General features: G+C 36.0%; 23 protein-coding genes and 4 pseudogenes. 19 read left to right on the top strand and 8 right to left on the bottom strand.

Translation table 11 applies throughout. The annotated features are described in order from the left end of the window. Positions 1 to 195 precede the first annotated feature (195 nt). Positions 196 to 282 (bottom strand): putative holin-like toxin, encoded by an 87-nt coding sequence (locus GYO_RS43455; RefSeq protein ID WP_072592549.1) that lies wholly within the window; start codon positions 280 to 282, stop codon positions 196 to 198. A gap of 480 nt (positions 283 to 762) precedes the next feature. Between GYO_RS43455 and GYO_RS44335 the strand changes: the two genes are divergently transcribed. The 3 genes and pseudogenes from GYO_RS44335 to GYO_RS43445 form a co-directional block, all read left to right on the top strand. After that, entirely contained in the window at positions 763 to 909 is a 147-nt protein-coding gene (locus tag GYO_RS44335) for a LysR family transcriptional regulator (RefSeq protein WP_371864117.1), read from the top strand. Positions 910 to 912: 3 nt separating this feature from the next. Beyond that, on the top strand, positions 913 to 1,194 hold the full coding sequence (locus GYO_RS35435; RefSeq protein ID WP_014114546.1) for a type 2 periplasmic-binding domain-containing protein: 282 nt from the start codon (positions 913 to 915) through the stop codon (positions 1,192 to 1,194). 430 nt (positions 1,195 to 1,624) lie between these two features. After that, positions 1,625 to 1,861, top strand: a pseudogene (locus GYO_RS43445) (HlyC/CorC family transporter associated domain-containing protein); the annotation flags it as partial. Positions 1,862 to 2,072: 211 nt separating this feature from the next. On the opposite strand, the gene bltD reads toward GYO_RS43445, so the two are convergent. Continuing rightward, on the bottom strand, positions 2,073 to 2,531 hold the full coding sequence (gene bltD, locus GYO_RS35430; protein WP_014114543.1) for a spermine/spermidine acetyltransferase: 459 nt from the start codon (positions 2,529 to 2,531) through the stop codon (positions 2,073 to 2,075). 337 nt (positions 2,532 to 2,868) lie between these two features. After that, positions 2,869 to 4,071: a multidrug efflux MFS transporter Blt gene (gene blt, locus GYO_RS35425; RefSeq protein ID WP_014114542.1), complete on the bottom strand. Its 1,203-nt coding sequence runs from the start codon at positions 4,069 to 4,071 to the stop codon at positions 2,869 to 2,871. 127 nt (positions 4,072 to 4,198) lie between these two features. Between blt and bltR the strand changes: the two genes are divergently transcribed. Beyond that, positions 4,199 to 5,020 (top strand): multidrug efflux transcriptional regulator BltR, encoded by an 822-nt coding sequence (gene bltR / locus GYO_RS35420; RefSeq protein WP_014114541.1) that lies wholly within the window; start codon positions 4,199 to 4,201, stop codon positions 5,018 to 5,020. A 315-nt stretch (positions 5,021 to 5,335) separates the two neighbouring features. Beyond that, positions 5,336 to 5,510: pseudogene (locus tag GYO_RS43440) on the top strand (peptidoglycan-binding domain-containing protein); the annotation flags it as partial. 25 nt (positions 5,511 to 5,535) lie between these two features. Here the strand turns inward: GYO_RS43440 and GYO_RS35415 are convergent. After that, positions 5,536 to 5,907, bottom strand: coding sequence for a DUF3139 domain-containing protein (locus tag GYO_RS35415; protein WP_014114539.1), 372 nt, complete (start codon positions 5,905 to 5,907; stop codon positions 5,536 to 5,538). Positions 5,908 to 6,170: 263 nt separating this feature from the next. Between GYO_RS35415 and GYO_RS35410 the strand changes: the two genes are divergently transcribed. Then, the gene (locus GYO_RS35410; protein WP_041521015.1) at positions 6,171 to 6,437 is read left to right on the top strand and encodes a barstar family protein; all 267 of its coding nucleotides are present in this window, start codon (positions 6,171 to 6,173) and stop codon (positions 6,435 to 6,437) included. A 208-nt stretch (positions 6,438 to 6,645) separates the two neighbouring features. Here the strand turns inward: GYO_RS35410 and nfsA are convergent, their stop codons facing one another. Further along, positions 6,646 to 7,386, bottom strand: a complete 741-nt coding sequence (nfsA, locus tag GYO_RS35405) for an oxygen-insensitive NADPH nitroreductase (protein WP_014114536.1) — start codon at positions 7,384 to 7,386, stop codon at positions 6,646 to 6,648. Between the two features lie 382 nt (positions 7,387 to 7,768). Next, positions 7,769 to 8,128 carry a winged helix-turn-helix transcriptional regulator gene (locus GYO_RS35400; RefSeq protein ID WP_014114534.1) on the bottom strand — a complete coding sequence of 120 codons (360 nt, stop codon included), beginning with the start codon at positions 8,126 to 8,128 and terminating at the stop codon, positions 7,769 to 7,771. Between the two features lie 231 nt (positions 8,129 to 8,359). Here GYO_RS35400 and GYO_RS35395 point away from each other — a divergent pair, with 231 nt between their 5' ends. Next, entirely contained in the window at positions 8,360 to 9,094 is a 735-nt protein-coding gene (locus GYO_RS35395; RefSeq protein ID WP_014114533.1) for an NADPH-dependent F420 reductase, read from the top strand. Between the two features lie 753 nt (positions 9,095 to 9,847). On the opposite strand, the pseudogene GYO_RS35390 reads toward GYO_RS35395, so the two are convergent. Then, positions 9,848 to 10,245, bottom strand: a pseudogene (locus tag GYO_RS35390) (sigma-70 family RNA polymerase sigma factor); the annotation flags it as partial. Next, positions 10,245 to 10,758 (bottom strand): annotated as a pseudogene (locus GYO_RS35385) (ImmA/IrrE family metallo-endopeptidase). The pseudogenes GYO_RS35390 and GYO_RS35385, both read right to left, overlap by 1 nt. Positions 10,759 to 11,132: 374 nt before the next feature. Between GYO_RS35385 and GYO_RS35380 the strand changes: the two are divergent. The 12 genes from GYO_RS35380 (at position 11,133) to GYO_RS35325 (ending at position 25,223) form a co-directional block, all read left to right on the top strand. After that, positions 11,133 to 11,699 (top strand): cysteine dioxygenase family protein, encoded by a 567-nt coding sequence (locus tag GYO_RS35380; RefSeq protein WP_014114530.1) that lies wholly within the window; start codon positions 11,133 to 11,135, stop codon positions 11,697 to 11,699. A 156-nt stretch (positions 11,700 to 11,855) separates the two neighbouring features. Further along, on the top strand, positions 11,856 to 12,320 hold the full coding sequence (locus GYO_RS35375) for a DinB family protein (protein WP_014114529.1): 465 nt from the start codon (positions 11,856 to 11,858) through the stop codon (positions 12,318 to 12,320). Between the two features lie 359 nt (positions 12,321 to 12,679). Then, positions 12,680 to 13,012, top strand: a complete 333-nt coding sequence (locus tag GYO_RS35370; protein WP_014114528.1) for a metal-sensitive transcriptional regulator — start codon at positions 12,680 to 12,682, stop codon at positions 13,010 to 13,012. 64 nt (positions 13,013 to 13,076) lie between these two features. Then, positions 13,077 to 13,283 carry a copper chaperone CopZ gene (gene copZ / locus GYO_RS35365; protein ID WP_014114527.1) on the top strand — a complete coding sequence of 69 codons (207 nt, stop codon included), beginning with the start codon at positions 13,077 to 13,079 and terminating at the stop codon, positions 13,281 to 13,283. A gap of 73 nt (positions 13,284 to 13,356) precedes the next feature. Next, the gene (locus tag GYO_RS35360) at positions 13,357 to 15,795 is read left to right on the top strand and encodes a heavy metal translocating P-type ATPase (protein WP_014114526.1); all 2,439 of its coding nucleotides are present in this window, start codon (positions 13,357 to 13,359) and stop codon (positions 15,793 to 15,795) included. Between the two features lie 506 nt (positions 15,796 to 16,301). Beyond that, positions 16,302 to 18,155 carry a beta-glucoside-specific PTS transporter subunit IIABC gene (locus tag GYO_RS35355; protein WP_014114525.1) on the top strand — a complete coding sequence of 618 codons (1,854 nt, stop codon included), beginning with the start codon at positions 16,302 to 16,304 and terminating at the stop codon, positions 18,153 to 18,155. Positions 18,156 to 18,172: 17 nt separating this feature from the next. Further along, positions 18,173 to 19,579: a glycoside hydrolase family 1 protein gene (locus GYO_RS35350; protein ID WP_014114524.1), complete on the top strand. Its 1,407-nt coding sequence runs from the start codon at positions 18,173 to 18,175 to the stop codon at positions 19,577 to 19,579. 253 nt (positions 19,580 to 19,832) lie between these two features. Then, positions 19,833 to 20,225: a YidH family protein gene (locus GYO_RS35345; protein ID WP_041521014.1), complete on the top strand. Its 393-nt coding sequence runs from the start codon at positions 19,833 to 19,835 to the stop codon at positions 20,223 to 20,225. Positions 20,226 to 20,290: 65 nt separating this feature from the next. Further along, positions 20,291 to 21,139, top strand: coding sequence for a BglG family transcription antiterminator (locus GYO_RS35340; RefSeq protein WP_014114523.1), 849 nt, complete (start codon positions 20,291 to 20,293; stop codon positions 21,137 to 21,139). A gap of 1,559 nt (positions 21,140 to 22,698) precedes the next feature. After that, positions 22,699 to 23,460, top strand: a complete 762-nt coding sequence (locus GYO_RS35335; RefSeq protein ID WP_014114520.1) for an MBL fold metallo-hydrolase — start codon at positions 22,699 to 22,701, stop codon at positions 23,458 to 23,460. 47 nt (positions 23,461 to 23,507) lie between these two features. Continuing rightward, positions 23,508 to 23,921 (top strand): ester cyclase, encoded by a 414-nt coding sequence (locus GYO_RS35330; RefSeq protein WP_014114519.1) that lies wholly within the window; start codon positions 23,508 to 23,510, stop codon positions 23,919 to 23,921. Between the two features lie 522 nt (positions 23,922 to 24,443). Further along, positions 24,444 to 25,223, top strand: a complete 780-nt coding sequence (locus GYO_RS35325) for a sulfite exporter TauE/SafE family protein (protein WP_014114518.1) — start codon at positions 24,444 to 24,446, stop codon at positions 25,221 to 25,223. The last annotated feature ends 40 nt before the right edge of the window (positions 25,224 to 25,263 follow it).

Below are 25,263 nucleotides of genomic sequence, written 5' to 3'. Positions count from 1 at the left end.
ATTTAATAGTAATCCATTTCAACATGCTTCACTAAGGAATATGCATTTATTTCAAAAGAAATGCATAAAATAAAAAATACCGGAGTGCTGCAACACTCCGGCCTGTGTACAAATCTGGCTCCCATTGGGGCGCTGGCTATCGGTGTATTTAGATATGGACCAACCCTAGAAGTTTCCTAGGCCTCAAAGGGGGGGCTATTTCTTTTTGTCTAAATACGTCAACAAAGCAAGGATAAACATCCCAAACGCAAGCATTAAACTAAGAGCTTGAAATGTTGACATAGGCGTCACCCCCTTTTAGGGGATTTAGCCAGCAAACCACCTTTGAGTTAGCCGTGTAAATGTACAGGAATAATTATACACTAGACAACCATTTTGTGGTTGTCTTTTTTTGTTCTGAAACTTTGATTTTAATATCAAAGGAGCTAACGAACATGAACGAAAAAGTATATTTGTTTGGGATTTCGTAAAAGAAAAATAAAATCCACTTATTTAGTGGGAAATGCGGGCATCAGCAAATATGGCGTGTTTCAGTATCCTTGAAACAGTCTCCGATACATTAACAAGGCCTAGCTTCGGGTGCGCGTGCAAAGTTAAACAAGCACGGAAAAAAGACGTCAAAAAAGAGCTTAAAAGTATTTAAGCAATGGAGATTCCGAATCTTCAAAGTGGTTTGCCTGTCTATATTTTAATTCCCCCTTTTCTAAGGAAGTGTTTATCTTTGAAGTGAAATCTATTGAGTATTTATTGCGGTTGCAGTGTATGGTTCACTTACTCAGGCTCAATCACCTCTATGTAACTCAACCAGCTTTGAGTAAACAAATAAAGTTATTTGAAAAAGAGATAGGCTGTAAGCTATTTGTTCGTTCACCAAGCGGCATAATCCTTACGGAAAAAGGAAAAAACTAATTGATGGATATCCAGCCACTTTTGTATGCTTTAAAACGTAAAATAAGTGAGCACCGCAAAATGAATAAGATCCGTTTTGGTGTTTCGCCCTTTTTGGCAACGTATTATCTACCGGAATTAGAAGGACCGAATATAAAGGTAGATCTTACTGTTACAAAGGAAGAATGTTTTGAATTTATTCAAATGCTGGAATCAGGGGAGAAATTGATTCGGTTATCTTACAATATTATCCAATTCATCAAAGCCTGTTTTCTAAATTTCTTTATGAAGAAGAATTTCAATTAGTCGCGCCCAAAGGACACCCCTTACCCCAAAGAAACTGTTGAATTAGGGGAATGTTTGAGATACCCTCAGGTCTTGCCCAAAGAAAGCCGTTAATATTCTTTCTAAATTAAAGAAGGCTGGCATTCTCGATGCTAAAATCATTTCCGTCCCATACCATGCAATTATTGATTATGTTATGAAAGGATACGGCATAACGTATTTACCGATGCTCATTCTTCAGCATTACTCCTATGACAATCTGGAATTTATAAATATTGAGAATAAAGAGTTGAAAAGAAATTTATATCTTTATGCAAATAGCCAACATAACCTTGAACTTGTATATCATCATTTGGAAAATCCATCTTTGAAAATTATATAGCCAAGAATCTTATAAAAAAATTAAATGCTTTTCATAGAGTATAACTATAAGTTATACCCTTAATAGATACAAGTAAACACTAATCATTATATCTTAGATTCGAAAGTGCTCATTGAGGATGTAAATGATTTATTGGGAACGGCGTTAGTGAGTGACGAAGTGGATACGATAGACGGCTGGTTTATGACTCAACATATAGACGCTACAGTTGGATCTGTTTTAGAAGCTGAAGGGTATATTTTCAAAGTGCATAAAATAGTTGGGCGACATATTAATTATTTAGAAGTTGTACGAAGAAAAGAATAACATCTGGATAAAATTAAGTGAGATTTTTTCTTATGAGATCTTAAAGTATGAGATGAATTAGTTTTTTTATCCAGGCTTTTTTATCTGTTTTTATACTTATGAAAATCCCCTCATTATGACAAATAGCTATAATAATGATGAGTCAGCTTCCTGTAATTAAGGTTCAAACGTTTCTTAGCAAACGAAGGGGGCTTGGAAACCATTTAAGAACCTATAGCTCTTTTACCATTACTTTTTCGCCACTAAAATCGAGTTCACCATTAAATTGAAAACCAAACCTTTGATAAAGGCGAAGAGCATGAATATTATTTTCAAATATACTTAAATAAATCCTCTTACATTTATATAACTCAGCAAGGTGTTGAATGAGAGCTTTAAGCATTTTCTTTCCTAATCCTTTTCCCTGATAGTGTTCGTCAATAAAGAATCGATCAAGCCAGACTCTTCCATTTTTATTATCTTCATCATATTCAGGAAACAATCCATACATTGCAAAACCGACTAGATCTCCTTCATAGTAAAGCCCGACAGGTTTATAATAGTGACATTCTTTTGCATCCTCTAAACATGCTTTTGTTGATTCAATATATGATATTTGATTCTCGCTGACATGTAGAGCAAGAATTGCAGTACGATTATCGTCAGTAACTGCTTTTATTTTTATACTCATACTACATTCTCCTTATTTTCTTATTCCGAAAAGGATAATATATTTTCAAGGGATGATAATAAATAACCCCAGGCTAACGGACATGCAAGACACATGGACATGCTTCCGAGAAATATAGGAAGAATCAAGAGGAAAGGTATCAATAAAATCTGGCTTCTGTTTAGGGTGATGGCAGATGAAATCCTAAGATTGCTGACAGCTTGACAATACTCAGCATAAACTATATTCACCTCAAGGAACATGTAGCTGATCAAATAAAGAACCTTTCCTTCTTGTGCCTAATCTGAGGCATTCCCTGCTATCTAAATGTCAAAATTTGATTTTATAGAGAATAGAGTTAATTCAAGGTTGAAACATCATTCCATTTTTCTTTCCAAACCATTGTAAGACCAAGACCGACAATCATAACGAAACCTGCAAAAAGGAAAGGATAATGAATGTTAAGATCAAATAGTATACCGCCTAGAGCAGGACCAAATATATTTCCCAGGCTGGTGTATGTGGAGTTCATGCCTGCTACGAACCCCTGCTGGTTACCGGCCATATTGGATAAATGAGTAGTTAAGGCCGGGCGTAGCAAATCGAACGCCAGAAAAATAAAACAAGTTACAAGCAAAACAGTTATAAATCCTGACATAACAGTAGACACGAAAGCTAAGATCGCACCGACTATTAAGCAAAGCTGAATCATTCTTTTCTCTCCAAGTTTGTTGACCAATTTCCCGAATAGTAAAACTTGAATAACTACCGCAACAATGGAACTTATCGTAATAATGGTTGCGATATCTTTTGGCGTGAAGCCAAATTTATGATCAGAAAACAAGCTGAATACCGTTTCATAAGCTGATAAACCGAAAGCCATTACAAAGACGATAATAAATGCAATAAAATAGACTGGATGAATGGACCTCTTCAAGTCTTTTAAAAAATTTGATTCCTTTGTATGAGACGAGAGCTGATGGCGTTCTTCTTTTGACAATGACTCTTTTAGTATAAAAACGGAAGATACAGCTGCCATTAATGCTATGGCGGAAGCGAAGAAAAACGGCATGCGGATGCCAAAGCCGGCAATAAACCCTCCCGCACCTGGTCCAATAATAAAGCCGGTGCTAATTGCAGCCGAAACATATCCCATAGCCTTTGATCTTTCCTTTACGGTTGTAATATCAGCTACATATGCTGTTACCGCGGGCATGATAAAAGCAGCGCTTATGCCACCCAGTATCCTCGAAAAATAAAATATTGAAACATGAGTCCCTAATCCGAAAATCAACTCTGATAAACTGAAAATAAGCAACCCGAGAACAATCATTTTTTTTCTCCCGAAACGGTCAACCCACCTTCCCGCAAAAGGTGAAGTAATTAACTGAGAAATGGCGAAAGCCGCAACAAGATAACCCATAGTGCTGCCAGATAAATGCATGATTTTCATAAAAGAAGGCATAACTGGGATAATTAAACCGATACCAAGAAATGCTACGAAGATGTTGCTTAATAGTATAATGAATATCATTTTTTGATCATTTATTGATTTTTTCATCTGAATTCCCCTTTACTAAATTGAAACCCTTGTTACCTATCCTATCCTTTTCTTTGTAGATTGAAGCTCTTTTCAAGTACAATCAAATCATAAGGTATATGGTTACCGTATAGTCAAGGAGGTTTTTATGAGCGAAGATGTGAGGAAGTATTTCACAACAGGTGAGTTTTCGAAGCTCTGTCGTGTAAAAAAACAAACCTTATTTCATTATGACGAGATTGGTCTATTCTCTCCGGAAATAAAAAAAGAAAATGGGTATAGGTATTATTCCTATCATCAATTTGAGATTTTTCAAGTCATCAGTCTATTTAAAGAGCTTGGCGTTCCTTTAAAAGAAATAAAGCGTCTAATAAAAGACAAAACACCAGACAAAATATTGCATGTTCTAAAAGAAAAGTCTATTGAGATTGATAAAAAAATAAATGAGCTTAAGCAATTGCAAACGATCTTACATACAAAAGTGGCGCTTACTGAACAAGCACTTGAGACTGATTTTTCCTCGATTTCTTTTGAATATTTAAATGAAGAAAAATTCATGTTAAGCCGAAAAACATTAAACTTACCAGAACGAAAATATGTGGCTGCCATTTCAGAACTCATTCATGAAGTTCAACAGTATGAGTTAGATGAAGGATATCCGATAGGCGGAATCTTTGCACGGGAACAAATATTAGAAAAAGACTTTTACAATTACAGTTACTTTTATATAAAAGTAAAAGATGGGATAGAGAAAATAAATTATCATATACGGCCAAAAGGCCTGTATGCTGTTGGTTATGAAATAGGTGGAAACACTGAAGAGGCTTACCGCAGAATCATTGAGTTCATTGAAAAGAATGGAATGCAAATAGGAGAAAATGCATATGAGGAATATATGCTGGATGAGATGGTAGTTGACGGGTATGAAAATACATATGCAAAAATCCTCCTTCAAGTTAAGGAGGTGTAACGTTGATTTTAAAATCGACAATATAACAAGTTACTGTGATTTTGCTTACGAGATTTTTTATACGGAAAAATTGTGCCCAAAATGAATATAAAACAGAGTAAATAGAGATGAATGATTTCAAGTGCTTGAATGCTTACAATAAGCTTCCACCTTTATTGAGGGGCCTAGTGGGCGTAATAATTGTCCGAGAAAACACCGATAATTTCTAACTATCGGTGTTTTTATACTCTGCAAGTAAGGACCCATAAGCGAAGTCAACTGCTACGATCCTGACCGTCTTTCTCATGCAAAAATGATATGTAAAATAATTGGACAAGGGGCAAAGAAGTGCGGCAGATTCAAAAAGCGCTGGCAGCTCTTTATTTGAATTGACGGCGTATATGGACCAAAAACAGCAGATGCAATTAGACGATTTTAGTTAATGCATGGGCTTTCTCCTGATGGAATTTATGGGCCTAAGACTAAAGCGAAACTTGGAGTTATTATTAAAATGATAAAGCCCTCAAGCGAGGGCTTTATTTCAATACCTTATCAGAGGGTTGATACTTCAATTTTTTAACCAATTTATCATTGATTGATACTTCATTTCCATCTACAACACCTGAAAACGTAACTTTTTTGTTAGAAGGATCGTAGTGAAAAATGTAATAGTTGTTTTTGTCAGTTTCATTCTTTACATAAACAGTTTTAAAGAACCCTTTAGGTGAACTCAAAGAATTAAGCATAGGATAATCCTCTGATTTAATCTCTTTTTTGGGAATACCATAATCAGCAATATACTGGTCGATCTTATCTTCAGCTACTTTTCGATTGTTAAAATGAACAATTAAGGATATGCCCCCGATAATAATGATTAGAGCTAAAAGAACAAGAGCTATTTTTTTCATATAACGCTCCTCCAATTTAATGTCTGTGAACTGATAATTTTAAAGTCTAAAACAACGGAAATAACGATACCATATTTTTGCTATCAATTCCCTTAAAATTTCCTTATCATACTAAAATAATAATTTAGGAAATTTTTTTAAGGAAAACAGGCATATAAGTATGAAAGGATACTTTATTCGAATGATGTATTAATGTATAAAACAACAGATCATTCTAAAATGTTAGTTAAAATAATAGAGGACATATTTTTTAATGAAAAAAAATATTTATAAACGGAAAAGACTTTGAAAATAAAGAAGTTTTACATGAAGCTTTAAAAGATAAATTAGACTTCCCAGACTACTATGGGAAAAATTTAGACGCTTTATGGGATTGCCTTACAGGGTGGATAGAGTTGCCGTTAACTTTAGTCTGGAGAAATTTTGAGTTTAGTAAAAAGTTTTTAGGTTCATACGCTGATGATGTATTAGAAGTTTTACAAGAGGCTCAAGAGGAATTAGAGGATGAGTTTAAAATAATAGTAGAGTAGACTTTTTGGTTCTCATGGAAAATCTCTCAATGGGATTAAGTGGTTTTGGGGATTAGCTCATTAAAAAACTCACTTCGTAGATGAAGACAGCGCTTCAAACGGCGATTTCAAAATTTCCGCAGATCGAGTTGGTGCATAAAGAGGAAGAGTGTCAAAACTCTTCCTCTTTTATGTGGATGGAATGCAGAAATGTCCTCTTGTAAAAAATTTATTTTTTAGCAAATCCCTGTTTATTTAAATACTCAAGCATGAAGGGGAGTTTGCTTCTTTCAAGATGATCCTCGATATGATCTTTCCATCCCTTTACTTTTTTCACTGTGAAAGGCGCTTTAACTGGGCGTTCTCGGTAATACTCACGCATCTGTTGATCATAGGTTGCTAATGTTTCTTCGTCTAGTGGCTGGTACTGATTATCAAACATGACCATTGATTGAGGCAAACGTGGTTTTAGTCCGGGGTTCTCTCCAGCAGGATGGCCTATGCATAGCCCCACTAAAGGAATCACATGCTTTGGTAAATGTAATACCTCAGTTAATTCTGTAATATGAAGTCTTACTCCACCGATATATACACCACCGAGTCCCATTGATTCGGCTGCGGTCAAAGCATTTTGAGCCATTAGCCCAGCATCAAATGTACCTATTAGAAGGTATTCAATATACTCAAGGTCTACATTGGGAGCAATTTGATGATTTCGGTTAAAATCGGCACAAAAAATCCAAAACTCTGCTGCCTCTTCAATATAAGGCTGATTCGCAGAAAGTTCCATCACTTTTTTTCGAAGATCTGGATCTGTAATTCTAATGATAGAAACGGCCTGGAGAAGGCTGAAAGATGAAGTTTGATTAGCTGCCTTAAAGATTGCTTCTCGTTGCTCCTCTGTCAGTGGTTGATTTGTAAAAGAACGTATGGATGTATGATTACTAAGTAATTCAATTGTAGTATTCATATTGACATTCTTCCTTTCTTAAATATTAGATGCAAGCTGATTAAGTTGGATAGGGTTATTTGTAAAAAAATAATGTAACTTGTATACAATATGATAAAATCATCACTCTAATTTATGAAGAGGGCAATTTAAATTGCCGTAGTACATTTTTTTGTACTTAATAGCAAAAAGATGGCTAGATTTTGTTAAGACGGATTTGAAAAAGAATTTAAATGGAACAAACAAAAGATTATTAATCCAGCAAATGTCCCAAAAAAAGGAAGCTCTTGTTGTGTTAACCTGCTTAGTAGTAAAAAAAAGCTGCCACATTAGACAGCTTCTGATCTTTTAACTCTTGCCCCCGTTACTTTAATACATTTCTTCACAAACTCTTATCGTAAAATTAGTCTACCTGCTCCCCAAACTTCTTCCCGAACTCTTCCATCAAATCAATTATAGGAATGAATTCTTTCCCTTTTGAGGTTAGTGAATACTCTACACGAGGAGGAACCTCAGGAAAAACCTCTCGCTTAATTAATCCATCTGTTTCTAGTTCTCTCAACTGCTTTGTAAGAGAACCTTGTGAAATGTCCCATAAAAAAGCTTTAATTTCGCTATAACGACGTTCTTTTGTTTTTAAAAACCAAAGAATAATATACTTCCAGCGTCCTGAAAGTATATTTTGGGTATAGGCAATGCCATATACTTCTCTTTGTTCCTTTATACACTCTTTGTCAAATCCATCCTTACATATTCTAGACACCTTTTCACCTGCTTTCTACTGTTACGTACAAAAAAATGTACTACGGCAATTTTAATTGCCTACTTTAAAAAGATGAGAAATGGTTTTATTCTAGTATATGTAAAAGAAATATTCAATACTCAATTCGTTTTTCATATCTAATGATTATATGTTGCGATTTGGTAAACATATAATTGTGTTACTTTAAGCAGAATTATTCTTTTATATACAAATTCTTTAGGAGGGAAAATAGTGAAATTCGGAATTATAGGTGCAGGATCAATTGGCTCAATTATTTCTAAAAAATTAGTTAAGAATGGGCATGATGTCAAAATTGCAGATGCAAGGGGAATTGAATTTTTAGAAGGAAAAGAGCTTGCTGGAACAACTGTGCGCGTAGAGGATGCAATTAAAAATATTGATGTTCTTATATTATCTCTTCCTACAAAAGCAATGCCAAGCATTCGGAACATTATCGATCAAGTCGGAGAGGAAGTAATCATTGTAGATACTTCAAATTATTATCCTTTTAGAGACGACAAAATTGAAGAAATCGAGAACGGAATGGTTGAAAGTGTTTGGGTTTCAAATCAATTAGGCAGACCTGTCATTAAAGCGTTCAACAACTTATTAGCCTATACTTTAGAAAATGAAGGAACATCCGTAGATTCTAGTGAACGAATCGCTATGGCAGTTGCTGGTAATGATACATCACAAAAACAAGTAGTCATGGACGTAGTATCCGAGTTAGGCTTCGATGCAGTAGACGGCGGTTCTTTAAGTGACTCTTGGAGACAGCAGCCAGGAACTCCTGCTTACTGCACAGAGCTAACAAAAGATGAACTCACAATTGCGTTGAAAAAGGCGAATAAAGAAAAAGCACCATTACTACGCGACAAAGTGATAGAAATATTTGCAGAGAAAAAGGATGTTGATTTTTCACACGAGGATGTTGTGAATCTAAACAGAGAAATATACAATTCATAAAAACAAGAGGTGCACTCAGTTAGAGCGCACCTTTTGTATATCCATATATACCTATAAATTTACGGAGAAATATGTATGCTTCTTCCTTTTTTCCGCCAAAGGCTTTTTTCCTCAGTATGCAGCTTTTTATACACCCTTGATTAATCAATCTTTCTGTGCATCGTTTGTATTCTGTTCTATCTAATATTTGACGTGGAAAATAAGCGCATGATGTAGTTAGTCTGCTAATCAAAATGCTTAGTTTGCTAATTAATATGTAAGGAATGATCAATATGATTGAAGATGAAATTCGAGAACTTCTAGATAAAATATCTGCTCAGTGCACCGAAATTACAACCAATTGTTACACGATGTGAATCTTCGTGTTGGGCAAGATAATTTGTCGAGGGATCGCAAGCTGACAAATGCATTATCGATTGCTATCTTTATATATATTAAAGGAAGGAGATCCAGGGTGAGAGCAATATATGTAAGGGTATCGACTGACAAACAAACGATCAAGAAGAACTCGCTTTAATCTAGAGGGAGGGGCAAGCAAAAGACTTATGAGTGAGGTCATTTGCTCCAATCCTATCCGTCTTTCTTGGAAATTGACCATTGAGTTTTGTCAATGATGTTATTGCAGTAACGAGTTGGGTAAAAAATTATTCATAACTGTCACGTCTCTTTCTCATATACTCTCTCTAAAAAGTTTCTTTTAAAAGTAGTAGAGAAAAGCCGGAATGTCTGATCTCTGATCTGGCTTCTTCTACATCATTTCCCCTTCGCTTTCTTCCGCTTTTCCTTCTCCGCCCGGTAAAACTCATGAAACATCTTCATCAGCGCCCGCTTTTCAATCCGTGGTACATAGCTGCGCGAGATACCGAGTTCTTTGGCAATCTCACGCTGCGTTTTTTCCTTCTTCAAATCAAGCCCAAACCGCCCGACAATCACTTCTTTCTCACGGTCATCTAAAATGTCAATGTATTGTTTCACTTTTTCAAGCTCCATATTGAGTTGGATCGTATCTATCACGTCTTCGTTTTCTGATTTCAAAACGTCAATCAGGCTTATTTCATTCCCTTCCTTATCCTGCCCGATCGGATCATGAAGGGAAACGCTTTTTCTGTTTTTTTCAATGCACGCAAATGCATGAGGATTTCATTATTAATTACAAAAGGGGGGTGCACAGATTTCCCGTAACTGTTTGATTAAATAAATGTTGAGTCAGCTTCCTGTAATGCTCAAACGTTTCTTAGCGAATGAAGGAGATACCTTAAATAACCAAGCTACATTTTCAATTGCATGTGATTGTATGTACGAAAGATTAATATTACGCAACATGAAAGTTGGAATGCAAAAGTGATATGTAAAATAATTGGACTGCCACTCTAAATAATCAGTCCAAGTTGCAGGCATTGTTTTTTTATCGCCTTCTGTCTATGTATATGGCAAAATTCATGCACGAAATCATACCATTGTTCAATTCGGGTTTTTCGGCTGTCCAAGCATATATTATAAATCCCGCTGTGCTTTAGTGCGAAGCTTGTAACAGGTTTAAATGAAAGCCTAATATCTAAAGCCTCGGCAATCCGTTCAAAATTAATTTGTTCAGGTTCTGTAATATCAATCTTCCTGTATAAGTTTTCAATCCAATCCTCTAAATGACTGTTTGTATACCTCAAGATGAAAAACCTCCTTAAAGACGGCAATCTAAAAATTGGATTCGTTAAATATTATAGGGGAAACTAAGACTTTTTTCATAGGAAAATGCATCTAAGATAAGTGTGGTGTTTATTGAAGAGCTGCTAAGTAATTAATGACAATAATTGATAATGAAAAGTGTTTAAACAGAATCTTAATAATCAATCTCCTATCTTAATTGTTGAAGACCAGAAGCACATCTTTATATATACGCATTTAACAAAAGTACTTTTTCGAATAAAATCTATTACCTTGAATTGGATAAGGAAGGGAATTTATCCTTGAAACTCAGCATGAAATTCATATACAATACAGGGGTAGGGTATATAAAATTTAGTTTAGGTGGTGTTTGTTAATGAAAAATCCTGAAATTGAGTCTTTTATTAAGGATGTGGATCGAATTGTTCATGACGGCGGGACTGAAGAGGTTTTGACTGGCAAGATTGCGGAGAGGATGAGACATCTGTTACAGGCCGATAATATTCTCCCTTCACAGTATCGGCAACCGAATCCAAAATACGCTCTGTATCCGTTGTATATTGCTGACGATGAGAGTTTTTCTATCGCGGTTGCGGTTTGGGATGTTGGGCAATCCACTCCTGTCCATGATCATGGAACGTGGGGCGTAATTGGAGTAGTGCAAGGAACAGAACACGAAATACAGTATGCACCGCCTTCTAATAAGCATGAGGAACTGATAGCATGTAATGACCGTTATATTCTGCAAGGGGAGGTTGTCGTCTGTTGCTCCACTGACCAAGACCTTCACAAAGTGGAGTGTGCCTCCAATGATCCGTGTGTAGGAATTCATGTGTACGGCGGCAATATTGGAAAAATAGAGCGTCATATCTACGATACACATACGGGGAAAAAACGGGTAGCGGTTAGTCACTGGGTTCCTGTACCAGCTTCCCGACAGTAAGTCGCATCTTTACGCCTAATGACTGTATAAATCATTGAGTAAAGTTTATGTAGCTTACTTTTATTTAACAGATGTGCTTAAAATATAGCTTCGATAAATTTTCAGTTTATATTTGTTTGGATAACTATGGTGAATAGATTTAAAGGAGGGGCAATTATGAGAGAGGAAAATATTTTTAAACAATTAGAAACCGTACGAAATATCACTGTGGAACTATTAGAAACAATTCACGAAACAAAGTGGGATGCTATTCCAGAAGGTTTTAGAAATAATATCCGTTGGAATGCAGGGCATATCCTAACTATACAGGAATTGTTTGCTAATGGTTTTCATTCGATTTCTAAAAATCTTCCTGGTAGATACTTGGATTACTTTTCAAAAGATACGAGTCCAGCAAACTGGGGTGAACAGGCTCCGTCAAAAGAAGAATTGCTTAGACTTCTAAAAGATCAATCAGCATGGATTCGTACTGCTTGTGAGGGGAATTTAGAGCAAAAGTTAGATAAACCATTTAGAGGGTTTGAAACATTTGGAGAACTGTTGTTATTCGGTAGTTTTCATGAAGGATTGCATACAGGTATTATTAACGCACAAGATAAGATAGTAAGTGAACATAAGTAAAGTCTATTCTTCTAGATATTTCTTATTACTCAGATCCTTTCGTTTTAATGGCTAAATTTGAATTCTAAGTGAGGCAGCTTTCGATAAGAAATTGGAAGCTGCCTTTCATATGAGTGAGGGTGAATAGGCTTATTTTTTAGAGGCGTAGGCGAACATACGGAATATTTAAAATGAGAGAAATTACAAGTTTATTAGAGAAACAGGAAAAGTAATGTGAAAATTAACATTTTTTAGGAATTATATACTCTCCCAAAGAGAAATTAATAGAACATCTAAGGTGTTTTTTAAAAAGTATACTTATCACTTTACATAGGGTAGGGGGGTATGGTATTTTTATGATTGTGAAGGGAGAGAGTTAAATGGATGAATTAGATACAATTATTGACAATGATGATTGTTGTGCTATGAACAAACGCAGAAGCCATCACTCACCAGAAGTGAAGAAAAATTTAACAAACAGATTGAACCGTATCGAAGGACAAATTCGAGGTATTAAAGGGTTAATTGAGAAAGATACGTATTGTGATGATGTGATCACACAACTTTCTGCAACACAATCTGCCTTAAATAGTGTAGGCAAAATTCTTTTGGAAGGTCATCTAAAAGGTTGTGTAGTAGATCGCCTTTCAGAAGGTGACGATGAGGTTTTAGATGAATTACTGGTAACGATTCAAAAGCTAATGAAAAAATAAAATTGGCACCAGTATGACTTATATTATGCTAGATAACATATCCCTTAAAGGAGAGAGAAAAAACATGAAAAAGGTAACATTAAACGTACAGGGAATGTCTTGTGGACATTGTGTAAAGGTTATTGAAGGAAGCGTTAGTCAATTAGAAGGTGTTAATCAGGTAAACGTAAAATTAGACGAATCTTTGGTTGAAGTATCTTTTAATGAATCTCAGGTATCTATTGATAAAATTAAGGATGCAATCAAAGATCAAGGGTATGATGTAGAATAAGAGTGCTTCCATAGCACTCTCTAATTTTCATTAAAATATACCCCTCATCGGTATATGGAAGGTGGGAAAGATCATGAGTACAGAAGAAAAAGCAACTAGTAAAGAAATGAAAGAAGCAAGTATTCAAATTACAGGAATGACGTGTGCAGCATGCGCTACTCGTATAGAAAAAGGGTTAAATAAAATGGAGGGCGTCGAGCAAGCATCCGTCAATTTAGCGCTTGAAAAATCATCGATTAAATATGACACTTCAAAACTGAGTGAAGCTGATTTTGAAAAGAAAATAGAAGCGCTTGGCTATGGTGTTGTAAAACAAAAAGCAGAGTTTGATATTACAGGAATGACGTGTGCAGCATGTGCTGCTCGTATAGAAAAAGGGTTAAATAAAATGGAAGGTGTTGCAATTGCAAACGTTAATTTAGCGCTTGAAAAAGCAACGATCGAATTTAATCCTTCAGAGATAGCGGTTGCGGATATAATTGCTAAGGTAGAAAAGCTTGGTTACGGTGCTCACCAAAAAGAAGAGGATGGAGAGCCAGAAGACCACCGTGTAAAGCACATTAAAGATCAACAACGAAAATTCATAATTTCTGTGATTTTATCGTTACCGTTATTATGGACGATGGTAGGGCACTTTTCCTTTACTTCGTTTTTATATGTACCAGACTTCTTAATGAATCCATGGATGCAACTGATCTTGGCAACACCAGTGCAATTCATTATCGGTAAACAGTTTTATGTGGGTGCTTATAAAGCACTTCGTAATGGCAGTGCAAACATGGATGTCTTAGTCGCCATGGGCACTTCAGCAGCCTATTTTTATAGCTTATATCAAGCAATTGTAACTGCTGGAACACACCACGTGCCACATCTATACTTTGAAACAAGTGCAGTCCTGATCACACTCATTCTTTTAGGCAAGTTATTTGAAGCAAGAGCAAAAGGCCGTTCATCAGAAGCGATAAAAAAGTTAATGGGGCTTCAGGCAAAAACAGCCATCGTCATACGTGATGGAATTGAAAAAGAAGTACCGTTAGAAGAAGTAGTAATAGGTGATACGATTTTAGTGAAGCCAGGTGAAAAAATTCCTGTTGATGGTGAAATAGTAGAAGGAACAACAGCCGTTGATGAATCCATGTTAACAGGTGAAAGTTTACCGGTGGATAAAAATGCTGGTGATGTAGTATACGGCTCAACGATTAACAAAAATGGCTTCATCAAAATGATTGCAACAAAAGTTGGGCGTGATACAGCATTAGCACAAATTATAAAAGTTGTTGAAGACGCACAAGGCTCGAAGGCTCCCATCCAACGTTTGGCAGATCAAATTTCAGGTATCTTTGTACCAATTGTAGTTGGAATTGCCATCCTCACATTTCTAGTATGGATTATATGGGTTAGACCAGGTGAGTTCACACCAGCACTTGAAGTATTAATTGCAGTACTTGTGATTGCTTGTCCATGTGCACTAGGACTAGCAACGCCGACTTCCATCATGGCAGGCTCAGGTCGTGCAGCTGAATATGGTATTTTATTCAAAGGAGGCGAGCACTTAGAACAAACCCAACGTATTGACACCGTAGTAGTCGACAAAACAGGTACCGTCACACACGGTAAACCTGTACTAACGAATGTTTTAGTAGCAGATGATCAAAACGAAGCGAAGTTTTTGTCACTAATTGGGGCGGCCGAAAAACAATCTGAGCATCCACTAGCACAAGCGATCGTTGAAGGTATCCAAGACAAAGGCATCAAACTTGGAAATGTACAGTTCTTCGAAGCAATTCCGGGTTATGGGGTGCAAGCGACGGTTTCAGGTCAAGGGGTTGTCATTGGTACACGGAAACTTATGAAGAAATATGGAATTAATATCCATTCTATTCTCCCTGAAATGGATGAGTTGGAGAAAAACGGTAAAACAGCGATGTTAGTTGGAATTAATGGCCAATACGCAGGGCTAGTTGCTGTAGCGGATACGATTAAAGATACATCTCGTGAAGCTGTACGCCGATTGCAAGAAATGGATATCAAAGTGATCATGATGACAGGTGATAATGAACGTACAGCTCAAGCTATTGGTAAAGAAGTAGGCATCAATGCAGTTATTGCGGAAGTGCTTCCTGAAGGGAAAGCAGAAGAAGTGAAAAAACTGCAACAACAAGGCAAAAAAGTGGCAATGGTTGGGGATGGTATTAATGATGCACCTGCACTTGCAATAGCTGATACTGGGATGGCCATTGGTACAGGTACAGATGTTGCTATGGAAGCAGCAGACATCACTTTAATTCGAGGTGACTTAAATAGTATTGCCGATGCAATTGTAATGAGTCGTAAAACGATACGGAATATTAAGCAAAACTTATTCTGGGCATTTGCCTATAATAGCATTGGTATTCCTATTGCTGCAGCAGGCTTTCTTGCACCATGGGTGGCAGGAGCAGCAATGGCATTTAGTTCTGTATCTGTCATATTGAATGCGTTGCGTTTACAAAGGGTTAAATTACAAAAATGATATTTTTTAGAATGGAACTATATTTTATATAGATATATTTCATCGTCAATTTCCGACAGCCTTTGATTTAGCTATTCAATGGGCGCTTATTGTATAGTCAATTCGTTATCTGAATTATTAATTTAATGCTGTGTGTAAACTCCCATATCAAAGAAAAGGAGTGTTACAAATGAATAATCAACAAATTCGTAACGCCACACTTATCAAGGTATAGAAGAAAATTATTTAGAGGAATAAATTTAGAATTAATTTATAATACATGATTATAGTCGCGCAAACATGTAGCTTTATGCTTAGAAAATAATTTTAATCCCCCCTTGTATTTTTTATTTCTGTGCAATATAATGATCTTATAAAAAAATAATCAGAAACCGGACATGTTACTGGTAATACAGGCAGGATCCGTAAAGACAATATTGTATCGATTAGATATTATATTGTCTTTATGGGTCCTGTCTTTTTTTAGTCAAAATGTAAGCGGTTATATTAATGTAGGAGGGTTTAAGATGGACTATAAAAAAACAGCAGCTGCCATTCTGCAATATGTTGGCGGAGAAAATAATGTAATTCACCTAGGACATTGTGCTACAAGATTACGCTTTACACTTGCTGATGATAGTAAGGCAGATTTAGAAGCGCTTAAAAGGATTAAGCGGGTTATAGGCGTAGTTATGACGGCACAATGCCAAGTCATTATAGGTAATAACGTCATTGAAGTTTATGATGAACTGCTGAAGCTTGGCAGTTTCGGGCAGCAAAATAATACATCAAAAGATAAGAAAAAAATGAGCGCAGTGATTTTAGACTTTTTAGTTAGTGTATTCCAGCCTTTAATTCCGGCAATGGCTGGTGCTGGTATTTTAAAATCAATGCTATTGCTATTATCTGTACTTGATTTAATAGATGAGAATGGGCACACATATATTATACTAACGTCTATTAGTGGTGCGGTATTCCACTTTTTACCGATACTTGTTGCTATTACAACCGCAACAAAATTAAAGGTTAATCATTTAGTTGCCGCAGCAGCTATGAGTATTCTTTTATACCCTGATATGACAAAACTTATAGGTGGAGGAGCCAGTCTATTTTCTCTTCCGGTAACAAATGTAAACTATGAATCCCAGGTATTCCCGTCTATATTAGGTGTGGTTTTCTATGCATTCATGGAAAGGTTTTTTACTAAAATTTCACCAAAGCCTATTCGTGTTTTCTTTATATCAATGATGTCACTCCTTGTCACAGTTCCTATGACCTTATTAGTTTTTGGACCAATAGGGTTTGGAGCAGGAACATTATTAACAAATGTTATTTTGTTTATATTCGATAGAGCGGGATGGGTGGCAGTAGGTCTCCTTGCAGCTGTTCTTCCATTAATGATTGCCACTGGTATGCACAAAGCCTTAACTCCATATGCAATAAATACAATCACTGCTACTGGAAAAGAGATGTTACTTTTACCTGCTTTATTAACACACAACATGTCTGAAAGTGGTGCATGTTTTGCAGTTGCTCTACGTACTAAGGATACGGAAGTTAAATCTGTAGCATTATCTTCTGGTATTTCGGCCTTATTTGGAATTTCAGAACCAGCACTTTATGGGATAACACTGCAGAAAAAACGTGTTCTGTATAGTATTGTTATTTCGTGTTTGCTAGGGGGATTAAGTGTTGGGCTGTTTGGTCTGGCGGGATCTACACCTGTAAGCCCTAGCCTCGCGAGTATTTCAATGTTTATTGATCCGGAAAACAGTAAGAATATCATTTTTGCCTTTGTGGGTTTAGTTATTTCAATGATATCATCTTTTATTATTACCTTCTTTTCATGGAAGGAAGATAAAGAAAAAGCAGAGGTACCAGTGGCTGAACACACTTTTGATAAGAGAATAAAGAAAGATGAGGGGGTTCATATTGCACAACCCGTTTCAGGAAAAGTCATTCCTCTCTCGGAAGTAAATGATGCAGTATTTTCAACCAAAGTGATGGGAGAGGGGATTGCTGTCATTCCTTGTATAGGAGAACTTTATGCGCCGTCTGACGGTAAAATTAAGATGGTTTTTGATACAAATCATGCACTTGGAATGGAAACCTCCAATGGAGCCGAAATTTTATTCCATATCGGTATTGATACAGTTCAGCTGGGCGGGAAACATTTTGAATCGCTAGTTAAGGTTGGGGATGAAGTAAAGGCTGGTGATTTACTAGTGAAATTTGACCTTAACAAGATTGTTGAAGAAGGATTTGATCCAGTCACGATTGCCATAGTAACTAATCAAGATCAATACTCAGTAAAAGTCGCGGATGGAAATTCTGCTGATCATGGTGGGTCTTTAATGTTGATAACGGCTTTAGGAAACTAAATTGGAGGGGATTAGGAATGGACAAAGGATTTCCGGAGAACTTTCTATGGGGTGGTGCAACCGCTGCGAATCAAGCTGAAGGAGCTTATTTAACTGATGGAAAAGGGTTAAGCACTGCTGACGTCATGACAGCGAGTGTGCATGGGATTCCTAGAGAAATTACAGATGGTGTAGTGGAAGGAAAATATTATCCGAGCCACCATGCTGTTGACCATTATCATCGTTTTAAAGAAGATATCGCCCTGTTTGCTGAAATGGGTTTTAAATGCTATCGCATGTCCATTGCTTGGTCAAGAATTTTTCCAAATGGAGATGAAGAAGTGCCTAATGAAGCAGGCTTAAAACATTATGACGACGTCTTTGATACTTGTCATCAATATGGGATCGAGCCCTTAGTAACCCTCTCTCATTTTGAGACACCGCTTGGATTACTCAAATATGGATCATGGGAGAATCGGAAAGTTATCGATTTTTATTTGCAGTATTGCAGAACCGTTTTTAATCGATACAAGGGGAAAGTGAAATACTGGCTTACGTTCAACGAAATTAATGTTATGTCAACCAAGCCCTGGATGGCGGGCGGGGTTCAGTCTGATGATGAGCAGACTAGAATGACTGCCGCTTATCATCAATTTCTAGCCAGCGCTAAAGCTGTTCAGATGGCTCATGATATTGATGCTGACAATAAGGTGGGAATGATGTATGCCGGACATATTGCGTATCCAAATAGCTGTGATCCAGAAGACATGCAGGCAACGAATGATTTTATGCATAAAATGTTGTTTTATTGTGATGTTCAATGCCGTGGGTATTATCCATCTTATAAATTAAAAGAGTTTGAACGTGAAGGTATCGTTTTACCGATTCAAGACGGTGATTTAGAAGAGTTGAAGAATGGGAAAGTTGATTTCTTATCGTATAGTTATTATTTAACTCATGTAGTTGGAAAAGAAACAAATTTAGATTTTAAAGGACTTAATGGTGTCAAAACGGGTTACAAAAATCCTTATCTTCCAACGAGTGATTGGGGATGGAACATTGATTCAATAGGTCTTCGTTATTCGTTAAACCTTTTGTATGACCGCTATCAAATTCCTTTAATGGTTGTAGAAAACGGTCTGGGTGCAATTGATAAAGTTGAGAGAGATGGAAGTGTTCATGATTCATATCGTATAGATTATTTACGAGACCATCTGAAAGAGATGAAAAAAGCAATTGAAATCGACGGGATTCCAATCATGGGTTACACCATGTGGGGCCCAATCGATATCATTGCCGCAAGCACTGGTGAGATGAAAAAAAGGTATGGCTTTATTTATGTAGATGTAGATGATAATGGCAATGGAACATTTAAACGTATAAGAAAAGATTCCTTTTACTGGTATAAAAAGGTTATTGAATCGAATGGAGAAAAATTGGAATAATATTAAGATTTACTGTTTGTCCAATCAATTTTTTCTAAAATACAAACAAGTCAATTTGAATGTATAGGTATATGCTAATATTAATTTTAATTTTAATCATAAATATCTTGTGTATTAGTTGCTGTTAATCTTCTAGCAATAAGTGATCAAAGCTATACTAGTATATAAACTTTTTAATTAACATTGTTAATTTAATAAGCATTACTTGTGTGAATTATTTTGTTAGCCTTATAAAAAGGAGATCTATCTAAGAATGAAAGCTTTAATTAAAAGGAAAGATCAGCCCGAAGATAGTGTAAAATATGCACAACAGCATTTAGCAAATGAAAGAACTTATCTGGCTTGGATCCGGACAGCTATATCTATTGCAGGTGTTGGTTTTTTAACAACTTCTTTACATTTTACGATTAAAATTAATTCAGATTCTGTTACGAATACTTTAGCGATATTTCTAGGAATCTTTGCTTGCGTTGTGGGGTTAGTTACCGGTGTCTTGGCTACTATACAATACTCAAAAAAGAAAAGGGAAATCCAGAATGGTTTTTTTATTCCATCTAACCATTCTATCATATTCGTTTCTAGTTTATTCTCCCTCTTGGTTTTTTTGATCTTTATGTATCTTTCTTTGTTGTTATTTAAGTCGTAAGAGTGTTAAGGATATAATCCTAATCTTGATTAACTTTCTGGATATGCAAAAGGTAAGGTGATGAAATGATTAAAATCAAAAAGGTCCTAAATTCTAGTGTCGTCTTGGCAGAAGATAAACAAAAAAAAGAATTCATTCTTCTTGGCAAAGGAATTGGCTACGGACAAAAAGCCGGTAATATCATTGAGGAACACCAGGCTGATCAAATGTTTATCCCTATTGAAAATATCAAAGTGAAAGAGTTTCTTGGTTTATTAGATGCTATTTCTCCTGGATTGATAGAACTGACCCGACAAATCATAAGATATGCTGAGGAAACACTTCATACGAAACTTAATACCGGCAGTTATTTTACGTTGATGGATCATTTGAATTTTGCAGTAGAGAGATATAAAAAAAAGATCAACATCACCAACCGAGTATATTGGGAAATTAAAAACTATTATTCCGAAGAATATCAAGTTGGGGAATTCGCCGTAAAGCTCATAAACGAAAAGCTTCATATCGATTTACCAATTGAAGAAGCGGCAAATATCGCATTCCATTTAATTAACGCTCAAGGAGAACAGAAAGAATCTAAAGATGGTATGAAGTTTGCTAAAATGATCGGAAGTATTGTCAACTTAGTTCGATATACTTTTAATATCAATACGGATACAGAAAACGTTCATTATACTCGGTTTATCACACATATTAAATTTTTTGTAGAACGTTTCTATTCAGATAAGATGCTAGATGATAAAGATAATATGTTATTCGGGCAAATCGCCAGTCTGTATCCAGAAGCTATGGATGGTGCTTTTAAAATAAAGGACTATATCAAACAGATTAATGGCAAAACCATTCCTGAGGAGGAATTAGCGTATCTTGCGGTTCACATCCATAGATTAATGACTTATAATAGTTTGGATTGAACGTGAACTGAATAAGTAATGAACCAGAGGCCTTATCTATAAATAGGTGCCTCTGATTTTTAGAACAAATTAAAATATCTTGTTTAAAGATACTGGTGAGCGAAATTTCATTAAAACTAAGGATGTTATCCGTTTTGTTGTTATAAAGTAATAGTAATAAAAAATTGACGATTTTGCTCAGAGACCTTAGGATAACAGCCATCTCATTTTTGATGCTTTTCTTTCGAGGTGAATAGATTTCTCGGATCCAATGATCTCCTCTTATTCCACTTGTTTTTGAACCCGACTCCTACCGGTAAACATTGTTATCATGATAATCCGTTCTTTTTCCGCCTAGGTCTACCTTACTTCTACTCATCACTCTTTCTCAATAGCAGTATCATTGTCATGACGAGTAAGGATCCTTCAATTTCATGGATGTTCAGCATCCATTTAAAAATAGAAGAAAAATAAAAGCTAGGAAACGCATTTTTTAGCGAGTTGTTTCATTTTTGTTTCTCATTATCGTTTCCGAAATCAAAAGAAGCAACGGAATGACTATGCCGAATAAATAAAAGGTACTGGTTCCGATTGGACCTCCAAGCTGAAAGACTTGATTGACATTTTTCGGCGTTAGCAATAGACGAGCGGAAGCAAACCGAACATAACGGACTTAATGTTTTTGTTAAAAAGCTGAGACCAGACCTATTGCTCCAGCGTAGTTTTCATAAATTTGCATGATCCAGATGACAAGCAGCATAGATTCAAACCGTTAAGCCGATAATTTCAAAACCTCTTATCAGTTCAATCCGCCGGCAATATCCTTGTCACAACACCGTCAATAGAAAATACTCCGATTATCAGAATGACCGATATCATGTAAAATAGATTAGAAAACCATCCCTATTGGAGCAGCTTTAAACGATTTATCCGGCTTTTCAAAAAGGTACGATGTCAATGCCCATATAAGCTGGGTTGTCGTTTTTAGACTTTTTAATGACCCCTAACCCACTATCAGACGTGAATTGTCTATTTCAAATTTATTATCATACGCCACAGTAATTGTAACCCCCCTTAGCAAACATTAACCATACATCAGTATTTTCACTTTTTCCACCAATGTTCGTGAAAGTGTCATGATTCCCGTTCCAAGTAAAATTGGTAAGAATAACAGCAATTCGTGAGGGGGTGATTATCATCATGGTAGATTCACTGCCTATCATGCTACTTATCATAAAAAGTTATATGGCTCCTGTCACTTTAATCTATTTCATTGGTTTTAATTGTCTTGATTCATTATTTTTATATTTAGTTAAAAAAACGAAAAGTGCATACAATGACTAAGTATAGTTTCTACACCTTCACTTTAAAATTCGACCTTTACTGTTATGTAAATGATTTCATATAACTTTTCAGGCTCATTGTTCCTTTAGTCTAATTGATGCTCAATTCATAAAAAATGAAATACATACTTTCAAAAATCAAGTCAAACGATAGAAAGACTTGATTTGTTCCATGTATTTATAAGTTGGATGTAGGTAAACTATCCATATATATACTAAAGAAAAGGAGTTTTATACATGAACATTCAACAAATTCGTAATGCTACACTTGTTGTCGAATATGCAGGCAAAACATTTTTAATAGATCCCATGTTAGCTGAGAAGGGTGCTTACCCTCCATTCCCAAATGCGCCAAGACAAGATCAAAACAACCCTTTGGTTGAACTGCCAACATCTGTTGACAATATTATTAAAGATATTGATGCTGTTATTGTTACTCATTTACATTACGACCATTGGGATGAGGCAGCTAAAGAGTTGTTGCCAAAAGATATCAAGTTGTTCTCCCAAAATGAAGAAGATGCAGCAGAAATACGAAATGCTGGATTCAAAAACGTTGAAGTGTTAACAAAAGACACAGTCTTTGAAGGCATTCAACTGATTAAAACAAAAGGCGAACACGGAAGAGGAGAAATTTTAAAACTTGCAGGTCTTGTATGCGGTGTTGTGTTCAAACACCAAAGTGAGAAAACGTTATATATCGCTGGAGATACAGTCTGGTATGATGCGGTTCAAGAAGAGATTGAAACACATCAGCCGGACATCATTGTAGTGAACGGCGGCGATAATCAATTCTATGAAGGCGGTTCTCTCGTCATGGGTAAAGAAGATATCTATGAAACGTATAAGGCTGCTTCAGAAGCCAAAATCATCGTGAGCCATATGGAGGCTGTCAATCATTGGGGATTATCCAGAAAGGAATTAAATGCCTTTATTAAAGAAAAAGAAATATCCTCTAATGTTTTAGTGCCCGATAATGGTGAATCATACTCATTTTAAATGAAAACAGAGAGATTTATTTTAAAGTGTAGGAGAGGAGCATCATTATGACCGTTGAAAGCAATAAAGAATTAGTCCGTCGTTTCTTTGAAACAATTGAACAAGAAAATTACGATGCCTTAAAAGACTTTTGCCATAAAGACTTTGTATTCTATCCACAATTGGATACACCATTTCCGGGTGTAGAAGGTTTAATTGAGTCTGAAAAGAAAAACTTTGATGCTTTCCCAGGTTTTAAAATGCCAATTGAAGCGATGGTCGCTGAAGACGATCTTGTATCAGTTTATTTTATTTTTGAAGGTAAGCATACAGGAACTCCATTTGCTGGCGTTCCTGCAACGGGAAACTCTGTTAAATTTTCTCTCATGATTCTCTTGCGTATTAAAGACGGTAAAATTATTGAACAGAGATCCCATGTGGATATGCATGATATTCTCCGTCAGCTTGGCGTTAATGCTTAAAAAGTTAGGTGGAGAAATATGCAAACCATTTTACTAAAGAGATCAAGCAATCATGATCTCTTTTTTCATGAAACGATTGTTATGAGGATAGCTCCTCCCCAATTCTAAATAAGACTGAAAAAAACATACCAACATCGTATGGTATGTTTTTTAGATAAATTTTTGCACTATTTATTAACAACAATCGGCAATTGTAGCTTATATGTTTATTTAAGCCTACCAGAAATTCAACCAGCAAATCATTGTGAGGATGCACTCTAGGAAATTTATTGAAAAAAGTTGATGTCAATATTGAGGTTCATAGGGAAAACCTTACTAAATAATGTTTTTGATAAATAACCAGTATTAAAAAAGGAATTGGAACATTTTATGCTCCCCACCCTCAGATATTAAGGTCAGGCGGTCATGAGTTGCTTCAAGATACAGAAGAAGATGGTGTATTATAGTTTTGGATTAAATAAGGTTAATTGTGATAAAGGGGGGGGCTAATCCCCCTTTTATTGATGGAAAGGAGGAAAGGTAGTGGACATATCTTTTATTCTTCTACTATTTTTAATCGGATCAGTTGGCTCTTTTATGTCCGGAATGCTTGGTGTCGGTGGGGCAATTATAAATTACCCTTTGTTGTTATACATACCTGTTTTATTGGGGTTTGAAGGTTTTAACGCTCACCAGGTTTCAGGTATAGTGGCAGTCCAGGTTTTTGTTGCTGCATTTTCCGGTGTGTGGGCTTACCGGAAAGGCGGTTACTTAAATAAAGAACTTATCTTCAACATGGGGTTTAGTATTTTGCTTGGAAGTCTAATCGGTGGTTATGGGTCACATTTTTTCTCCGAAGATGTCATAAACCTAGTTTACGGAATATTGGCGATCGTCGCTGCCATAATCATGTTTATTCCAAAGACAGGAACAGAAGGTAATCAAAGTGATCACATTCGCTTTCCAAAGATATTAACCTCAATCATGACTTTTGTTGTCGGTTTGGCTTCAGGTATAGTCGGTGCGGGCGGAGCTTTTCTACTTATTCCGCTCATGTTAGTCATTTTAAAAATACCTGCACGAATCACAATTGCAACATCACTCGCAGTTACATTTATTTCATCGATTGGAACAACAGCTACAAAGCTCGTCATTGGACAGGTGCCTATGATGCCGGCTTTGGTTGTAATGGCTGCCAGTCTAATTGCAGCCCCGCTAGGTGTTTTCATTGGCAAGAAAGTGAATGCTAAAGTTCTTCAAGGTATTTTGATATTCGTTATTATGATTACAACAGTGAAAACTTGGTTTGATATCTTTAATTAATAATTAAGGTTTAAGAGAAAATCTTTTTTAAATGAAAGCG

Origin of the sequence: Bacillus spizizenii TU-B-10, from assembly GCF_000227465.1 — a bacterium.
In the GTDB taxonomy this organism is placed as follows: Bacteria; Bacillota; Bacilli; order Bacillales; family Bacillaceae; genus Bacillus; species Bacillus spizizenii.
The sequence above is the reverse complement of the archived record's forward strand: the minus strand, read 5'-3'. Positions and strand labels throughout refer to the sequence as shown.

Excerpts from the sequence above, each read along its gene's own strand:
- GYO_RS43455 (WP_072592549.1), bottom strand. The coding sequence starts at position 282 with ATGTCAACATTTCAAGCTCTTAGTTTAATGCTTGCGTTTGGGATGTTT.
- GYO_RS44335 (WP_371864117.1), top strand. The coding sequence starts at position 763 with ATGGTTCACTTACTCAGGCTCAATCACCTCTATGTAACTCAACCAGCT.
- GYO_RS35435 (WP_014114546.1), top strand. The coding sequence starts at position 913 with ATGGATATCCAGCCACTTTTGTATGCTTTAAAACGTAAAATAAGTGAG.
- bltD (WP_014114543.1), bottom strand. The coding sequence starts at position 2,531 with ATGAGTATAAAAATAAAAGCAGTTACTGACGATAATCGTACTGCAATT.
- blt (WP_014114542.1), bottom strand. The coding sequence starts at position 4,071 with ATGAAAAAATCAATAAATGATCAAAAAATGATATTCATTATACTATTA.
- bltR (WP_014114541.1), top strand. The coding sequence starts at position 4,199 with ATGAGCGAAGATGTGAGGAAGTATTTCACAACAGGTGAGTTTTCGAAG.
- GYO_RS35415 (WP_014114539.1), bottom strand. The coding sequence starts at position 5,907 with ATGAAAAAAATAGCTCTTGTTCTTTTAGCTCTAATCATTATTATCGGG.
- nfsA (WP_014114536.1), bottom strand. The coding sequence starts at position 7,386 with ATGAATACTACAATTGAATTACTTAGTAATCATACATCCATACGTTCT.
- GYO_RS35380 (WP_014114530.1), top strand. The coding sequence starts at position 11,133 with ATGAAAAATCCTGAAATTGAGTCTTTTATTAAGGATGTGGATCGAATT.
- GYO_RS35375 (WP_014114529.1), top strand. The coding sequence starts at position 11,856 with ATGAGAGAGGAAAATATTTTTAAACAATTAGAAACCGTACGAAATATC.
- GYO_RS35370 (WP_014114528.1), top strand. The coding sequence starts at position 12,680 with ATGGATGAATTAGATACAATTATTGACAATGATGATTGTTGTGCTATG.
- copZ (WP_014114527.1), top strand. The coding sequence starts at position 13,077 with ATGAAAAAGGTAACATTAAACGTACAGGGAATGTCTTGTGGACATTGT.
- GYO_RS35360 (WP_014114526.1), top strand. The coding sequence starts at position 13,357 with ATGAGTACAGAAGAAAAAGCAACTAGTAAAGAAATGAAAGAAGCAAGT.
- GYO_RS35355 (WP_014114525.1), top strand. The coding sequence starts at position 16,302 with ATGGACTATAAAAAAACAGCAGCTGCCATTCTGCAATATGTTGGCGGA.
- GYO_RS35350 (WP_014114524.1), top strand. The coding sequence starts at position 18,173 with ATGGACAAAGGATTTCCGGAGAACTTTCTATGGGGTGGTGCAACCGCT.
- GYO_RS35345 (WP_041521014.1), top strand. The coding sequence starts at position 19,833 with ATGAAAGCTTTAATTAAAAGGAAAGATCAGCCCGAAGATAGTGTAAAA.
- GYO_RS35340 (WP_014114523.1), top strand. The coding sequence starts at position 20,291 with ATGATTAAAATCAAAAAGGTCCTAAATTCTAGTGTCGTCTTGGCAGAA.
- GYO_RS35335 (WP_014114520.1), top strand. The coding sequence starts at position 22,699 with ATGAACATTCAACAAATTCGTAATGCTACACTTGTTGTCGAATATGCA.
- GYO_RS35330 (WP_014114519.1), top strand. The coding sequence starts at position 23,508 with ATGACCGTTGAAAGCAATAAAGAATTAGTCCGTCGTTTCTTTGAAACA.